The organism is Comamonas testosteroni TK102 (genome assembly GCF_000739375.1).
GTDB classification, from domain to species: domain Bacteria; phylum Pseudomonadota; class Gammaproteobacteria; order Burkholderiales; family Burkholderiaceae_C; genus Comamonas; species Comamonas brasiliensis.
The window spans coordinates 5209744-5226148 of record NZ_CP006704.1; the positions used below are offsets into that span (position 1 = coordinate 5209744).

Here is a 16405-nt window from a genome sequence, read left to right on the forward strand (position 1 = left end):
CGCTGCCGTGAAACTGCCCACCTCTCTTCAACGACTGAGCACGCTGCAGCTGGCGCTGGGCGTGTCCATCGCCGTCCATGCCGTGTTGCTGACCATCCGGTTCGTGGATCCGGAAAGCTTCGAGCGCGTGTTTCAGGACACACCGCTGGAAGTGATTCTGGTCAACGCCCGCGCCAACGAGGTGCCGGACAAGGCGCAGGCCATCGCCCAGACCTCGCTGGCCGGAGGCGGCGATGCGGACCAGGGCCGGGCCACCAGCCCCATGCCCTACTCGGCCCTGACGGCCGTGGGCGACGACTTCGAGGAAAAGCAGCGCCAGCTCGATGCCATGCAGGAGCAGCAGCACCAGCTGCTGACGCAGCTGCGCCAGCAGGTGGCCGCGCTGCCACCCATCGATCCTCGCCTGAGCGCCGACAACAAGGCCCTGGAAGCCCAGGAAGAAAAGCGCCTGCAGCTCATCAAGCTGCTGGCCGAGATTGAAAAGCGCATCAACGAAGAAAACGCGCGGCCCAAGAAGCGCTATATCAGCCCAGCCACCAAGGAGGCCGTCTACGCCGTCTACTACGACGCGCTGCGCCGCAAGGTGGAAGACAAAGGCACGGAAAACTTTCCCGAAAACAAGGGCAAGAAGCTGTATGGCGAGCTGGTCATGATCCTGACCGTGAACCATGACGGCCGCGTGCTCTCCACCGAGGTCGTGCAGGGTTCGGGCAACCGCATGCTCGATACCCGTGCCGAGGCCATCGCCCGGGCCGCCGGCCCCTACGGCCACTTCGGCCCGGCCATGCGCACCAAGGCCGATCAGATCGCCGTCGTCTCGCGCTTCAGGTTCACACGCGAGCAGACACTGGAAACAGACATAAGGTGACCCCCTGTACCCCCTTCGACTTCTTTCCCCGCTCTCGCGCGGGGAGCGCAGCCAGTGCGCCGGGACGGCTCTTACACGGCTGCCTTGGCTTAGACTGCGTCGGTTTCGCAGGCCACTGACCCCAAGCGCACCCAACTCTGTTGAGCGATTTCTTTCAGCCTTTGTATGACAAATACGCTTGATGCCTACTGCGTCATGGGCAACCCCGTTGCCCATAGCCGCTCCCCCTGGATCCATGCCCGCTTTGCCGAGCTGACCGGCCAGCCCGTCAGCTACGAGCGCGCCCTGGTGCCGCTGGATGGCTTTGCCGATTTTGTGCGCGAGTTTGCCGCGCGCGGCGGCAAGGGCTGCAATGTGACCGTTCCCTTCAAGCTGCAGGCAGCCGAGCTGGCCACCAGCGCCAGCGAACGCGTGCGTCTGGCCGGTGCCGCCAATACCCTGGTATTCGGCAGCAACGGCATTCATGCCGACAACACCGACGGTCTGGGCATCGTGGCCGACATCACCCGCAATGCCGGCGTGCCCATCACCGGGCGCAATGTGCTGCTGCTGGGTGCGGGTGGCGCAGCAGCCGGGGCACTCGGTTCGCTGATCGAGCAACAGCCGCAGCGCATCGTCGTCACCAACCGCACACAGGCCAAGGCCGTGGCGCTGATTGAGCAGCACGCGGCCATTGCCGCACTACATAAAGTAGAGCTGGCAGCACTTGAAAGACAAGTGCTTGAAACCGATTTGACCCAGAATTTCGACATCGTCATCAACGCCACGGCCAGCAGCCTGGCCGGGGCTGATGTGCCCGCCCCCGCCAGCGTTCTGCACGCACGCAGTCTGGCCTACGACATGATGTACGGCCCCGCCGCCCAGAATTTTCTGGACTGGGCCGGCAGCCATGGCGCGCTGGCGCGTGATGGCCTGGGCATGCTGGTGGAGCAGGCCGCCGAGTCCTTTACGCTCTGGCGCGGCGTGCGTCCGCCGTCGGCACAAGTCTTGGCCGAGCTGCGCGCTATGCTGCACGCCGAAGCCACGCCACCATGAAAGCTCTCGGCCGACTGCTATTGCTGGTGCTTTGCGCCACCTTGCTGCTGCAATTGTTTTTTGTGGCACGCATCGCAGTCATGGCCTGGCTGGATCCGGACTCCACCAGCTATCAGCGCTCCGAAGCCTGGCAGCTTGCGCACAGCAGCGAGGGCCTGCGCTGGCGCCAGCAATGGGTGAACTACGACCAGATCTCCGGCAACCTCAAGCGTGCGGTGATTGCCTCCGAGGACGCCGGCTTCATGGAGCATCATGGCGTGGAATGGGATGCTGTTCAGAAGGCCTGGCAGCGCAATGCCAAAGCCGAGGCCAGAGCCGCCGGAAGCCACAGCAAGCCCGCCAAGATCTATGGCGGCTCCACCATCACCCAGCAGTTGGCCAAGAACCTGCTGCTGTCGGGCGAGCGCAACTTTCTGCGCAAGGGCCAGGAGCTGGTGCTGGCGCAATTGCTGGAGCTGATGCTGAGCAAGCAGCGCATTCTTGAGATCTACCTCAACAATGTGGAATGGGGCCAGGGCGTGTTCGGTGCCGAAGCCGCCGCACGGCACTACTTCCGCAAGAGTGCGGCCCAGCTCAATGCAGCTGAGGCGGCCAGACTGGCCGCCATGCTTCCGGCGCCCAAGCGCTTCGAGAAAATGCCGCAATCGCGTTATCTGGCGCAGCGCAGCCGCACAATTGCACGCTATATACCGATGGTGACAGCCCCCTGAGGCGCTTCGCCTGGGCGGCCCGTGCCTTCGGCAGCATCGCCACGAGGCGGCTCTTGCTTGCTGCCACCCGCATGGAGCGTGAGGGTTTTGTACGTGGATAATCGACAGCCATGCGAATTCTCGGAATCGACCCAGGCCTGCAGACCACGGGTTTTGGCGTCATCGACATGGACGGTCAACGGCTGTCCTATGTGGCCAGCGGCACCATACGCACCAACAAGATGGAACTCGGCGACCTGCCGGGCCGTCTCAAGGTGCTGTTTGACGGCATCTCCGAAGTCGCCTCGCGCTACCAGCCCGAGGTGGCTGCCGTGGAAATCGTCTTCGTCAACGTCAACCCACAGTCCACGCTGCTGCTGGGCCAGGCCCGAGGCGCGGCGCTGACGGCCCTGGTCAACGCCAATCTCGCGGTTTCCGAGTACACCGCACTGCAGATGAAAAAAGCCGTGACCGGCCATGGTCGCGCGGCCAAGAATCAGATTCAGGAAATGGTCAAGCGCCTGCTGCAGCTGCCCGGCCTGCCCGGCACCGATGCCGCCGATGCGCTGGGACTGGCCATCACCCATGCCCATGCGGCGGCCGCCATGGGACTGATGGCCAAAGCCACCGATCTGCGCCGCAAGCAACATGCCATGTACCGGGGTGGACGGGTTTATTGAGCCAGTGCGGACCTGAGCCTGATCCACTGCGCGATCCTGGGAAACACATCGGATTGCGCATTGCCGGACATCAGCAACCGACTGTGGCTATAGTCCTCCGCAAAGCCAGCAGCCCTGCCACACAGCACAAACTCCACATCTGCCCCACCGAAGGTCCTGGCCAGGGCTTCGCAGCCCCGCCAGGGAGCGATCACACGGTCCGCAGATCCTGCAAGTGCCAGAACGGGAATCCGAACCTGGGCCAGGCTGCTCGGGTAATCCATGCCGTCCTTGCCGACAAAGCTGCGGCGCAGGTTCCAATGGCACCACTGTCGCATCAGGCGGGCGCTTTCCCTCTCGGGCCCCACCATGGAGCTTGCGGCCAGCCATTGCCTACGGCCTATCCAGGCCCTGTACCCGTGGATTGCGATCCGCGCTGAAAAGGTGGCAGCTGCATGGGTCGTCTGGGCGGCCAGCAACACGAGACCGGCCAGATGCGCCTGCGCATGCTCGGGCTGGCGCGCTGCCCAGATGGCCGCGGCAATGCCTCCACCACTATGCCCGATGAATACCATGGACCGACCTTGCTCCTGGCGGAGAATCTCTTGAAGAGCGCTGTCAACATCCTGCTCGGCCACGGTTTCAAGGTCGTAATCGTGGCTGACTGACTGATTCAGTCCATGTCCTCGCCAATCGAAAAGCCAGACGCCAAAACCCTGCGCGGCGAGGAATCGACCCAGCCTCTGGCATGAAGAGGCGCTGGAAAACGTGCCGTGCGTCAAGACCACCACAGCCCCCCCCTGCGGGGCCGATGCGTGTCAGCACGATGGAATGCCCATCCCTGGTCGGCACCTCGACTCTTCGCATATAAAGTCAACCCTCCGTGATCCGCTCCGGGTCTGCATTGCAGTGCGTCCGCAGAATGTTCGGCCAGATTCTGGAGATGGTCAATTGCATGACCCAAACTGAGCCTGCTTTACAGGACTTCCATACAAAACAGCCGCGGCAGGCCACGACTTTTCGAGGGGTGTCAGTGCTTAGTAATTGCCCAGCACCATGGAGGCAATCACACCGGTGGCAATGGCGACCAGCAGATAGTCGCCGCCGTTCTGGATCCAGTGATAGCCGCGCGGCGGGGCCGACAGGCGGTGGCCGCGCCAGTCATTCACCACATAGTGCTGGCTGCGGTATTGGGGCGGCACGCGGCTGCCCTTGTACCAGTTATGGTCGGGACCGCCGCCACGGCGGCCGTTGTCGTGGCGCTCGGCACGTCGGTCGTCGCGCCGGTCATAGCGCTGCTCATGCCGGCCACGGTCATCATGACGACCGCCATGGCGCATGTCCTGCGGCCCATGACCGTTGCCACGGCCCGGAGGTGGGCCGGGCTGCGCCTGTACGGCCAGACTGCCCAGACCCAGACAGGCGGCAACCGAGGCGGAAAGAATGCGGGTAGTCAAACGGGACATGGATACTCCTTTGTCGAATCGTTTCGGTCAACAAGCGGTGCGGCACGCCATGGCGACCGCAGGCGTTCCATCTTCGCCCCATTTCGGCAGTGCCTGACGTGAGCAAATGCCGATTTACCACTTTTTGCCGGACGTTTACAAAGCAGAAACCAATGCAACGCCTGTCCGGCTTGCGCAAGCAGCTATCAAAATGAATAGCTTCTCAGACAATGCGCCCCACCAGCATCACGGCAAAAAAGGCCAGACCGGCGATCACCGTCCACTTGAACAGCAGGAAACCCAGACGCTTGTACTGGGCCTTGCCGGTTCCCAGATAGAAGGCAAAGCTCAGCGCCGAAGCCAGAATCAGCAGGCTGGCCAGCCAGCGAAAGATCAGCATGGAGCTCCTGCTCACCAGGCCTGGGCAGGCATGGCAAAGCCCTGAGGAGCCTGGCGCTCGCTCTCGAAGGTCACCATCTCCCAGGTCTCGGGCTGCGCCACCATGGCGCGCAGCAGCTTGTTGTTGAGGCCGTGGCCCGAACGAAAGGCACTGTAGGCTCCGAGAATGGGCCTGCCGATCAGATACAGATCGCCGATCGCATCGAGGATCTTGTGCTTGGCAAACTCGTCGTCATAGCGCAGACCGTCGCTGTTCAGGACCTTGTAGTCATCCATGACGATGGCGTTGTCCAGCCCGCCGCCCAGTGCCAGGCCGTTGTTGCGCAGCATTTCCACATCCTTGGTGAAGCCGAAGGTGCGCGCGCGGGCGATATCGCGTGTGTAGTTGTCCAGACCCATGTCGAACTCCACGCACTGCCCCGTGGAGTCCACGGCGGGGTGAGCGAAGTCGATCTCGAAGCGCAGCTTGAAGCCATGGTAGGGATCAAAGCGCGCCCATTTGAGGTTATGGCCTTCGCCTTCGCGCACCTCGATCGGGCTCTTGATACGGATGAAGCGCTTGGGGGCCTTTTGCAGCTCGATTCCGGCGCTTTGCAGCAGGAACACGAACGAGGACGAGGAGCCATCGAGGATCGGCACCTCTTCGGCCGTGATGTCCACATAGAGGTTGTCGATTCCCAGGCCGGCGATGGCCGACATCAGGTGCTCGACCGTATGCACCTTGGCACCGCCGCTGCCGATGGTGGAGGCCATGCGCGTATCGGTCACGGCCTCGGCGGAAATGGGGATATCCACAGGCTCGGGCAAGTCCACGCGACGGAACACGATGCCGGTATCAGGCTGGGCAGGGCGCAGCGTCAACTCGACACGCTGGCCGCTGTGCAGGCCCACGCCTACGGCACGGGAAATGGTCTTGATGGTACGTTGCTGAAGCATCTCTGTATTTTAAATGGGACAACCCCGAGCCGGCTTACACCAACCCAGGGTTGTCTTAATCGCTGCGATACAGCGAACTGATGGGCCTTCAGTCCTTAACGAACCAAAGGCCTTTGCGGCTGACGATCAAGCCCTGGCGTACTCGGAGGCAGCGACACCGAGGAAGGGCCTGGGCGGCCCCGCCGCCCCGCACCGAGGGGGTCGTCCCCCTCCGGCGCAAAGCGCCAGAGAGAGGGACGCGGCAAAGCCGCTCAGGGGGAGCTCAATCAGCCTGCTTGCGCAGGAAGGCCGGGATCTCCACATCGTCCATGCCGCCAGAGGCCAGCGCGCTCACACGCTCGGAAGCCTGGGTGCGGTTGGTGCGCCAGACGCTGGGCACATTGGTGTTGGCCGTGCCGTATTCCATGCCGCCCAGGGGAGGCAGGCCCACGGCCACGTTGTCGGTACCGGTACGCAGGCCGCCTTGCACCACCTGGATGTTCTGGCGACGCACATTGGGACGCGACAGGCCGGTGGCCACCACGGTCACACGGATCTCGTCGCCCAGCGAGTCGTCATAGGCGGCGCCATAGATCACATGCGCATCGGGAGACGCGTAGGCGTTGATGGTGGACATGGCCAGACGCGACTCGGACAGCTTCAGGCTGCCCTTGGCGGCCGTCACCAGCACCAGCACGCCCTTGGCGCCGGACAGGTCGATGCCTTCCAGCAGCGGGCAGGCCACGGCCTGCTCGGCTGCGATGCGGGCACGGTCGGGACCGGCTGCCTTGGCCGTGCCCATCATGGCCTTGCCGGGCTCGCCCATCACGGTGCGCACGTCTTCGAAGTCGACGTTCACATGGCCGTACTCGTTGATGATTTCAGCAATGCCGCCCACGGCGTTCTTCAGAACATCGTTGGCATGGGCAAAAGCCTCGTCCTGGGAGATATCGTCACCCAGCACATCGAGCAGCTTTTCGTTGAGCACAACGATCAGCGAGTCCACATTCGCTTCCAGCTCGGCCAGGCCGGCGTCAGCGTTCTGCATGCGGCGACCGCCTTCCCACTCGAAAGGCTTGGTCACCACACCCACCGTCAGAATGCCCATTTCCTTGGCCACTCGTGCGATCACAGGCGATGCACCGGTACCCGTACCACCACCCATGCCTGCCGTAATGAAGAGCATGTGCGCGCCTTCGATGGCAGCGCGAATATCTTCCACAGCAGCTTCCGCAGCGTCGCGGCCCTTGTCGGGCTTGCTGCCGGCACCCAGGCCGCTGCCACCCAGATGGATGGTGCGGTGAGCGCGGCTGCGCAACAGAGCTTGAGCATCGGTATTGGCCGTAATGAATTCGACGCCCTGGACGCTGCGTTCGATCATGTGGTCGACGGCATTGCCGCCGCCACCGCCGACGCCGATCACCTTGATCTGCGTGCCTTGGTTGAATTCTTCGGTTTCAATCATGTCGATAGGCATGGTGGTGCTCCTGTTCTCTAGTGGTGGTTTGTCGCTGCTGTGGAAAAGAAATTTCGAACTCTTGAGGTCTTCGCGGTCTTCGTCGTCGATGCCGCGAAAAATCCATCGTTGGTGGTCCGGTGATGAACATGCGATAGGTGCTCATATCAGAAGTTCCCCACGATGAAGTCCTTGAACCGGCCGAAGGCGGTCTTCATGGAACCGCTCTTCTGGGCCACCTTGTAGCCACGCAGACGTGCCAGGCGCGCTTCATCGAGCAGGCCCATCACGGTGGCGGCACGGGGCTGGGCGACCATGTCGGCCAGCGCACCGGAATATTTGGGAAGACCGCGGCGCACGGGCTTGAGGAAGATGTCCTCGCCCAGCTCGATCATTCCGGGCATGACGGCGCTGCCGCCCGTGAGCACGATGCCCGAGGACAGCACTTCTTCGTAGCCCGACTCGCGGATGACCTGCTGCACCAGCGAGAAGATCTCTTCCACGCGGGGCTCGATCACGCCGGCCAGGGCCTGCTTGCTGATCATGCGCGGGCTGCGGTCACCCAGGCCCGGCACTTCGACCTGGGCATCGGGGTCGGCCAGCAGCTGCTTGGCGTAGCCGCTCTCGACCTTGATGTCCTCGGCATCCTTGGTGGGAGTGCGCAGGGCCATGGCGATGTCGCTGGTGATCAGGTCGCCGGCAATCGGGATCACGGCCGTGTGGCGAATCGCACCGCCGGTGAAGATGGCCACATCGGTCGCGCCCGCGCCGATATCCACCACGGCCACGCCCAGCTCGCGCTCGTCGTCGGTCAGCACGGCCTGGGCCGATGCCAGCGGGTTGAGCAGCAGCTGCTCGACCTCCAGGCCGCAGCGGCGCACGCATTTGATGATGTTCTCGGCCGCGCTCTGGGCACCGGTGACGATATGGATCTTGGCTTCAAGGCGAATGCCGCTCATGCCGATGGGCTCGCGCACCTCGTGCCCGTCGATGACGAACTCCTGCGCCTCGACCAGCAGCAGGCGCTGGTCCGACGAGATATTGATGGCCTTGGCGGTTTCCATCACGCGCGCCATATCGGTGGACGAGACCTCCTTGTCCTTGATGGCCACCATGCCGCTGGAATTCAGGCCGCGGATATGGCTGCCGGTAATGCCGGTGCACACGCGCTGAATCTTGCAGTCGGCCATCAGCTCGGCCTCCTTGAGCGCCTGCTGGATGCTCTGCACGGTCGCATCGATGTTCACGACCACGCCACGCTTCAAGCCGTTGCTGGGGGCAACGCCCAGGCCCGCCAGCTTCAGCTCGCCATTGGACATGACCTCGGCCACCACCGCCATGACCTTGGCCGTGCCGATATCCAGCCCAACAATCACATCCTTGTATTCTCTTGCCATATCAGCTTCCGCCCCCGGTAGGTTCTGTCTTGTCTTTGTGTGCGCCTTGCATGTCTGTTCTCCTGCTCCCGCTCATCGTCTGGCCCTGGCAGCAGCTGCCGGCGCGGAGGTTCCAGTGGTCACGCCCTTGAGTCGCAAGGCATAGCCGTCTTCGTAACGCAGGTCTGCAGACTCCACTGCTGCAGCCGAGCGCTTGTATTGAGAGGTGATCTGAGGCAGCGTGCGCACAAAGCGCTGCACACGCTGCAATATGTCTTCGGTGGTGCCACCGCCCAGTGTCAGCAATGCATCGTTGTCCAGCACGAGTTCCCAGCTGCCACGCGCATCCAGGGTCAGGCTGTCCAGCTCCACATCGAGTGGCTTCAGCGCCGGCGCCAGTGCGTGATACATCCGCAGCACACGCGGAGCCGAGCCCTCGGGGCCTTGCAGACGCGGCAGTCCTTCGCGGTCCAGCTCGCCCAGATTGGCTTCGAACACTTCGCCGGCCTTGTTGACCAGGCCGGTGCCGGTCTCGGGGCCCCAGAAAGCCTCGGCCACATGCTCCTTGAGCGCCACGCGCAAGCCGTTCGGATACTCCCGGCGCACCTGCGCCTCCTGTACCCAGGGCACCTGCTCGAATGCGTGCTGCGCCGCCTTCAGGTCCACCGTGAAGAAATTGCCCTTGAGCACCGGTGCCACATTGGCACGCAGCGTCACGGCGTTGTTATGCACCAGCTCGCCTTCCACCACGATGCGGCCGATATTGAAGGCCGGAGTTCGCATCAACCACCATCCCACGGCCATCACGCACGCCGTCAAGCACCCCATGAACATGACCGTGGCAGTGATGTTCATGAGCTTGACGTCGAACGGGACGACGGCTGTGGGCTGGCTGCGGTTCATGGCTGCTCCGCTTCTCCATCCAGCGTGCTCATGGCCAGGATGCCAAGGCACAGGTTTTCGTAGCTCACGCCGGAGGCGCGCGCCGCCATGGGGACCAGAGAATGCCCGGTCATGCCAGGTGAGGTGTTGATCTCCAGCAAGAAAGGCTTGCGGTCGCTGGCGCGGATCATGATGTCGGCACGCGCCCAGCCGCGGCAGCCCAGGGTGCGGAAGGCTTTCTCCACGATGCGCTGGATCTCGGCTTCCTCGGCAGCCGGCAGGCCGCTCGGGCAGTGGTACTGCGTCGTATCGGTGAAGTACTTGTTCTGATAGTCGTAGTTGCCTTCGGGCGCCACGATGCGGATCACCGGCAGCGCAGCGGCCTTCGCTCCCGTGCCCAGCACGGGGCAGGTGGTCTCGTCGCCGGCAATGAACTGCTCGCACAGCACTTCTGCGTCGTACTGGGCCGCCAGCTCGTAGGCCCTGGCGCATTCGTCGGCATCCATCACCTTGGTCAGGCCGATGCTGGAGCCGTCGCGTGCAGGCTTGACGATCATGGGAGCACCCAGGGCCTGCAATGCGGCGCGGGTGGCTTCGGCCGAATCGACCATGCGCCAGTCCGGCGTGGGCAGACCTTCAAAGCGCCAGATGCGCTTGGTCATGATCTTGTCCATGGCGATGCTGGAAGCCATCACACCCGAACCCGTGTAGGGGATGTCCAGCAACTCCAGCGCGCCCTGCACCGTGCCGTCCTCGCCATAGCGGCCATGCAGCGCGATGAAGCAGCGGTCAAAGCCTTGCGCCTTGAGCTGGTCCAGGCCCTGCTCGGCGGGGTCGAACTTGTGGGCATCGACTCCCTTGGACTGCAGCGCTGCCAGCACGCCGGTGCCGGACATCAGCGAGACCTCGCGCTCGGACGAGCGCCCCCCCATCAGCACTGCGACCTTGCCCAGTGCCTTCACGTCGATATTGGTACCAAACATGCTCATTGCGCGCTCCCTGCGGGCGCAGCCGGCTCTTGTTTCTGAAGCATTTCAACCAGTTTCCCGGGCACGGCACCAATCGATCCCGCTCCCATGCACAGCAATACATCACCTGCTTGCGCATTGGCGGCGATGGCTGCCGGCATATCGGCAATGTTTTCCACAAATACAGGCTCGACTTTGCCGGCCACGCGCAAAGCGCGGGCCAGGGAGCGACCGTCGGCGGCCACGATGGGAGCCTCGCCTGCGGCATAGACCTCGGCCAGCAGCACGGAATCGGCGCTGCCTATGACTTTCACGAAGTCCTCGAAACAGTCGCGTGTGCGGCTGTAGCGATGCGGCTGAAAGGCCAGCACCAGGCGCTGGCCCGGGAAGGCGCCGCGTGCTGCAGCCAGCGTGGCGGCCATTTCCACAGGGTGGTGACCGTAGTCGTCGATGACGGTGAACATGCCGCCATCGGCAGCCGGCAGCTCGCCATAGCGCTGGAAGCGCCGTCCCACGCCCTTGAAGCCTTCCAGGGCACGCAGCAGCGCTTCATCGGAAATCTCGAGCTCCATGGCGACCGCCACGGCAGACAGGGCGTTGAGCACGTTGTGCTCGCCGGGCAGGCTCAGAACGACTTCGAGGTCGGGGTAGCTCTGTCCGTTCTGGCGTCGCACGGTAAAGCGCATGCGACCGGCTTCGGCACGCACGTTCACGGCACGCACCTGGGCATCTTCGGCAAAGCCGTAGGTCGTGACCGGGCGGGCCAGCCTGGGCAATATCTCGCGCACGGCAGGACTGTCGACGCAGAGAATGGCACGGCCGTAAAACGGCATGCGGTGCAGAAAGTCGACAAAGGCCTGCTTGAGACGGCCAAAGTCATGGCCGTAGGTTTCCATGTGGTCGGCGTCGATATTGGTGACGACGGCCATCACGGGCAGCAGGTTCAGGAAGGAAGCATCGGACTCGTCGGCCTCGACCACGATGTAGTCGCCCTGACCCAGCTTGGCATTCGCGCCAGCGCTATTGAGCTTGCCGCCGATCACGAAAGTAGGGTCCAGGCCCGCCTCGGCCAGCACGCTGGTCACCAGGCTGGTGGTGGTGGTCTTGCCATGCGCGCCGGCAATGGCGATGCCCTGCTTGAAGCGCATCAGCTCGGCCAGCATCAGGGCACGGGGAACCACCGGAATCTTTTTCTCGCGGGCCGCCAGAACCTCGGGGTTGTCGCCCTGCACGGCCGTGGAGGTCACCACGGCATCGGTGCCGGCGACGTTCTCGGCCGCATGACCGACAAAGGTCTTGATGCCCAGGCCGGCCAGGCGGCGCAGCGTGGCACTGTCAGCCAGGTCGGAACCTGAAATGGCGTAACCCAGGTTGTGCAGAACCTCTGCAATACCGCTCATGCCGGCGCCGCCAATACCGACAAAGTGAATGTGATGAATGGCGTGTTTCATGCTGCCAACTCCTCACAAGCGGCGACCACCTTCGCGGTGGCATCAGTCTTTTGCATTTTCTTCGCGAGTTCAGCGCGCTCCAACAGCGTCGCACGCTGCATATTTTGTAGCATTTCCGCCAACCCTTGGGCGCTCAAAGTACTTTGAGGCTGTAACCAACCGCCACCGGCATCCACCAGGAAGCGGGCATTGCTGGTCTGGTGGTCATCCACCGCCGCCGGGAAGGGCACATAGACCGCTGCAGCCCCTACGGCAGCGATCTCGGTCACGGTGCTGGCACCGGCACGGCAGACCACGAGATCGGCATCGGCAAAAGCCTTGGCCGTGTCGTCGATGAAAGGAGTCAGCTCGGCCTGCACGCCGGCAGCCTGATAGTTGGCACGCAGCGCATCGATCTGGGCCGTACCGCTTTGGTGCAGCACCACGGGGCGCTGATCGGCAGGCATCAGGGCCAGAGCCTGGGGCACGATCTCATTGAGCGCCCTGGCTCCCAGGCTGCCGCCCACGACGAGCAGCTTCAGCGGGCCGCTGCGACCGGCAAAGCGCTGGGCCGGCTCGGCCTGCTCCAGAAAAGCCTGACGCAGCGGGTTGCCCACCCATTCGCCCTTGGCAAACACCTTGGGGAAAGCCGTGAACACGCGCCTGGCCACCTTGGCCACGACCTTGTTGGCCATGCCGGCCACGGAGTTCTGCTCGTGCAGCACCACGGGCACGCCGGACAGCGCGGCCATCAGGCCTGCGGGCACGGTGAGATAACCGCCCAGGCCGATGACCACATCGGGCTGCACGCGCCTGATGACGCTGCGCGCCTGTGCAAAGGCCTTGCTCAGCTTGAAGGGCAGCTGCAGCAAAGTCTTGACGCCCTTGCCGCGCACGCCGCCGAACTCGATGGTCTCCAGTGCAAAGCCCTGCGGCGGCACGATGCGCGACTCCATGGAGCCCGGCGCGCCCAGCCAGTGCACATTCCAACCGCGTGCGCGCAGCTCCTGCGCCACGGCCAGCCCGGGGAAGATATGGCCGCCGGTTCCGCCGGCGATCACCAGCGCGGTGCGCTGCCTGTTTTGCTCAACGGGAAGCGTCATGCGTGACCTCCCTTCATCAGCAGCTTGTTTTCGTAATCGACTCGGAGCACCACAGCTATCGCAATCAAATTCATCAAAATGGCCGAACCGCCAAAACTCATCAACGGCAGAGTCAGGCCTTTGGTTGGCAGGGCGCCGAGATTCACGCCCATGTTGATAAAGGCCTGGAAGCCCATCCAGATCGCCACGCCCTCCGCCACCAGGCCCGCAAAGACACGGTCCAGCGCGATGGCCTGACGGCCGATCAGCATGATGCGGCGGGTCAGCCAGAAGAAGACTGCCGCAATCAGCAGCAGACCGACCAGACCGAATTCCTCGCCGATCACGGCCAGCAGGAAGTCGGTATGCGCTTCGGGCAGCCAGTGCAGCTTTTCCACGCTGCGGCCCAGGCCCACGCCAAAGATCTCGCCCCGCCCGATGGCGATCAGCGCATGCGAGAGCTGATAGCCCTTGCCCAGCGCATGCTTTTCATCCCAGGGATCAAGGTAGGCAAAAATACGTTCGCGTCGCCACTCCGAGGTGGCGATGATCATGCCGAAGGCCAGCACCACCAGCAGCGCGATGATGAAGAACATGCGCGCATTCACGCCGCCCAGGAACAGAATGCCCATGGAGATCACGACGATCACCATGAAGGCCCCCATGTCGGGCTCGGCCAGCAGCAGCACCCCCACCACGACCACGGCCAGGCCCATGGGCAGCACGGCGCGGAAGAAGCGCTCCTTGACCTCCATCTTGCGAACCATGTAGTCGGCCGCATAGATCAGGATGGAGAACTTGGCAAGCTCCGAAGGCTGGAAGTTCATGATGCCCAGCGACAGCCAGCGCCGCGCGCCGTTGACCACCGTGCCCACATGCGGAATCAGCACCGCCACCAGCAGCACGATGGAGATCAGGAACAGCTTGCGCGCCACCTTCTCCCAGACATTCATGGGCACCTGGAAGGCCAGCAGCGCGGCCACAAAGGCCATGCCTATAGACATGGTGTGGCGCAGCAGGAAGTGATAGGGCTCGATCTTGCCGAAGCGCGGATTGTCGGGCATCGCAATCGATGCCGAATACACCATGACCAGACTCCAGGACAGCAAGGCGATGACGACCCAGATCAGAGCCTGGTCCAGCCCCAGGACGCTGGCTGGCGTGCGGGTCGGACGGTCGTACACGGGCCCGCCTACACGCACCGGCAGCACGTCGATGGGCTTGTCCCCGACCGTGCGAAACCACGAGCGCATGCGGCCGGAGAGGCTGGTCATGAAGGCGGCTGTCATGCGCCGTCCTCCAGTTGCTGGCCGGCTTCAAGTGCCAGCTCGCGCACCGCTTCCACAAACTGGTGGGCGCGGTCCGCGTAGTCCTTGAACATATCCATGCTTGCGCAGGCCGGCGAGAGCAGCACTGCATCGCCCGCATGGGCCAGACGCGCGGCCTGCTGCACGGCGTCCTGCATGGAGGCGGCATCGACCAGGGTCACGCCGGTGTCGCCCAGGGCCTCGCGAATCTGCGGCGCGTCCTGACCGATCAGCACGGCCGCGCGCACATAGCGCGAAACGGGAGCAGCCAGCGGCGTGAAGTCCTGGCCCTTGCCCAGACCGCCCAGAATCACCACGATGCGGTGGTCCGGCCCCAGGCCCATGAGGGCGGCCACGGTGGCACCCACATTCGTGCCCTTGCTGTCGTCAAAGTATTCGACATCGCCCACCCGGCCCACGGGCTGTACGCGGTGCGGCTCGCCCCGGTATTCGCGCAGGCCGTAGAGCAGCGGTGCCAGCGTGCATCCCGCGCCGGTCGCCAGCGCCAGGGCCGACAGCGCATTGATGGCGTTGTGGCGGCCGCGGATGCGCAGCGCATCGGCGGGCATCAGGCGCACGATGTGCAGATCGTCGACGTTCTTGCCCTTGCTGGTTTCGTCGGCCTCGTGGGCGCGCACCAGCCAGGTCATGCCGTTGACCACCTCCAGACCGAAGTCGCCAGGGCGGCGCGGCATGTCGCCGCCAAAGGTGACATGGGCGCGCTGGAAAGTCTTGCCGCGCTTGCCGGGCACCGCCACAGGCGCGGGCAGCATGGCCATGACGACGGGATCTTCACGGTTGAGGACCATCAGAGCCTGCTCGCCAAAGACATGGGCCTTGGCGTCGGCATAGGCCTGCATGCCTCCATGCCAGTCGAGATGGTCCTGGGTGATATTGAGCACCGTGGCCGCCGTGGGCTCGAAGCCGCGGCAGTCATCGAGCTGGAAGCTGGACAGCTCCAGCACCCAGGCCTGGGGCAGCGTCTCGGCATCGATGCGCCCGGACAGGGTGTCGAGCAGCGTGGGACCGATATTTCCGGCCACGCCCACGCTCAATCCGCCATGCTCCAGCAGCTGACCGGTCAGCGAGGTGACCGTGGTCTTGCCGTTGGTGCCGGTAATGCCCAGCACCTTGGGCGCATAGCCATGGGCTTCGCGCAGGCCCTTGAGCGCAAAGGCAAACAGATCGAGTTCGCCGCCCGTGGGCAGGCCGATGCTGCGCGCGGCATTGAAGACCGGCGCCACGCTGGCCGGGCTCAGGCCCGGCGAACGATAGACGGAGCTCAGGCTCTGGCCATCGACCAGGGCCGCCGTGAATGCGCCGGCGACAAAGCGCACGCCGGGCAGCTCGGTCTGCAGCGCAGACAGATAGGGCGGGACTTCGCGCGTGTCTGCCACCGTGACGTCGGCACCGGCACGCACGCACCAGCGGGCCATCGCAATACCCGAGATGCCCAGACCCAGAATCAGCACGCGCTGACCCTGCAGATGCTGGGCCGCGCCTTGCGGCCAATGCACGGGGACAGGCGGCAGTTCCACCGCCTCCTGCTGCTCGGCTTCGGGCTGCGGCTCGGCGGCAGTCACTTCGGCGTCGGCCGCGTCGGAGATGCTGGGATCGGCAAAGATCTGTGCCACAAAGGCGGCCGCATCCCTGGCGGCCGTCAAGGTGGAGATATCGGGCACCGGCTCGGCATCCAGCGTCTTGGCGATGATGGCAGGCGCTTCCATTTCAGGAGCTTCTTGCGCTTGCTCCTGATTCATTTCAGACATATTTTCATCTGAAATGCTTTGCAGATCAGCGATAGGCGCTTGCGTTTGCATAGCATCCACTCCCGCATCCGTATCCGGCTGCAGAACCTGATCGTCGAGCTTGAGGTCTTCGTCTTGCATGGCGA

The 16405-nt window shown here is 63.9% G+C and carries 16 protein-coding genes; 4 read left to right on the top strand and 12 right to left on the bottom strand.

Features of this window, described 5'->3' with window-relative positions:
* Positions 1-7 precede the first annotated feature (7 nt).
* The 4 genes from O987_RS23610 (at position 8) to ruvC (ending at position 3272) form a co-directional block, all read left to right on the top strand.
* The gene (locus O987_RS23610) at positions 8-868 is read left to right on the top strand and encodes an energy transducer TonB (protein ID WP_003051317.1); all 861 of its coding nucleotides are present in this window, start codon (positions 8-10) and stop codon (positions 866-868) included.
* Between the two features lie 165 nt (positions 869-1033).
* Positions 1034-1903 carry a shikimate dehydrogenase gene (gene aroE, locus O987_RS23615; protein ID WP_043375149.1) on the top strand — a complete coding sequence of 290 codons (870 nt, stop codon included), beginning with the start codon at positions 1034-1036 and terminating at the stop codon, positions 1901-1903.
* Positions 1900-2613 (top strand): monofunctional biosynthetic peptidoglycan transglycosylase, encoded by a 714-nt coding sequence (gene mtgA / locus O987_RS23620; protein WP_043375151.1) that lies wholly within the window; start codon positions 1900-1902, stop codon positions 2611-2613. The genes aroE and mtgA overlap by 4 nt, the downstream gene beginning before the upstream one ends.
* A 110-nt stretch (positions 2614-2723) precedes the next feature.
* A complete protein-coding gene (gene ruvC / locus O987_RS23625) occupies positions 2724-3272 on the top strand; it encodes a crossover junction endodeoxyribonuclease RuvC (RefSeq protein ID WP_043375154.1) in 549 nt (182 codons plus the stop codon).
* Here the strand turns inward: ruvC and O987_RS23630 are convergent.
* From O987_RS23630 to murD, 12 genes are all read right to left on the bottom strand, one after another.
* On the bottom strand, positions 3266-4042 hold the full coding sequence (locus tag O987_RS23630; protein WP_326998629.1) for an alpha/beta fold hydrolase: 777 nt from the start codon (positions 4040-4042) through the stop codon (positions 3266-3268). The genes ruvC and O987_RS23630 overlap by 7 nt on opposite strands.
* A gap of 246 nt (positions 4043-4288) precedes the next feature.
* Complete coding sequence (locus O987_RS23635; RefSeq protein WP_003051303.1) at positions 4289-4717, bottom strand: RcnB family protein; 429 nt, start codon at positions 4715-4717, stop codon at positions 4289-4291.
* A 202-nt stretch (positions 4718-4919) separates the two neighbouring features.
* On the bottom strand, positions 4920-5096 hold the full coding sequence (locus O987_RS29300; protein ID WP_003051301.1) for a hypothetical protein: 177 nt from the start codon (positions 5094-5096) through the stop codon (positions 4920-4922).
* A gap of 11 nt (positions 5097-5107) precedes the next feature.
* A complete protein-coding gene (lpxC, locus tag O987_RS23640) occupies positions 5108-6031 on the bottom strand; it encodes a UDP-3-O-acyl-N-acetylglucosamine deacetylase (RefSeq protein ID WP_003051298.1) in 924 nt (307 codons plus the stop codon).
* Positions 6032-6293: 262 nt separating this feature from the next.
* Positions 6294-7487 carry a cell division protein FtsZ gene (gene ftsZ, locus O987_RS23645; protein WP_003051295.1) on the bottom strand — a complete coding sequence of 398 codons (1194 nt, stop codon included), beginning with the start codon at positions 7485-7487 and terminating at the stop codon, positions 6294-6296.
* Between the two features lie 146 nt (positions 7488-7633).
* A complete protein-coding gene (ftsA, locus tag O987_RS23650; RefSeq protein WP_003051293.1) occupies positions 7634-8863 on the bottom strand; it encodes a cell division protein FtsA in 1230 nt (409 codons plus the stop codon).
* A 72-nt stretch (positions 8864-8935) separates the two neighbouring features.
* On the bottom strand, positions 8936-9745 hold the full coding sequence (locus O987_RS23655) for a cell division protein FtsQ/DivIB (protein WP_003051290.1): 810 nt from the start codon (positions 9743-9745) through the stop codon (positions 8936-8938).
* Positions 9742-10713 carry a D-alanine--D-alanine ligase gene (locus tag O987_RS23660; RefSeq protein ID WP_003051287.1) on the bottom strand — a complete coding sequence of 324 codons (972 nt, stop codon included), beginning with the start codon at positions 10711-10713 and terminating at the stop codon, positions 9742-9744. The genes O987_RS23655 and O987_RS23660 overlap by 4 nt, the downstream gene beginning before the upstream one ends.
* Complete coding sequence (gene murC, locus O987_RS23665) at positions 10710-12143, bottom strand: UDP-N-acetylmuramate--L-alanine ligase (protein ID WP_043375156.1); 1434 nt, start codon at positions 12141-12143, stop codon at positions 10710-10712. The genes O987_RS23660 and murC overlap by 4 nt, the downstream gene beginning before the upstream one ends.
* The gene (murG, locus tag O987_RS23670; RefSeq protein ID WP_003051282.1) at positions 12140-13225 is read right to left on the bottom strand and encodes an undecaprenyldiphospho-muramoylpentapeptide beta-N-acetylglucosaminyltransferase; all 1086 of its coding nucleotides are present in this window, start codon (positions 13223-13225) and stop codon (positions 12140-12142) included. Before murG ends, murC begins: the two co-directional genes overlap by 4 nt.
* On the bottom strand, positions 13222-14493 hold the full coding sequence (gene ftsW / locus O987_RS23675) for a putative lipid II flippase FtsW (protein WP_003051279.1): 1272 nt from the start codon (positions 14491-14493) through the stop codon (positions 13222-13224). Before ftsW ends, murG begins: the two co-directional genes overlap by 4 nt.
* Positions 14490-16400, bottom strand: coding sequence for a UDP-N-acetylmuramoyl-L-alanine--D-glutamate ligase (murD, locus tag O987_RS23680; RefSeq protein ID WP_043375158.1), 1911 nt, complete (start codon positions 16398-16400; stop codon positions 14490-14492). Before murD ends, ftsW begins: the two co-directional genes overlap by 4 nt.
* Between the last annotated feature and the right edge of the window lie 5 nt (positions 16401-16405).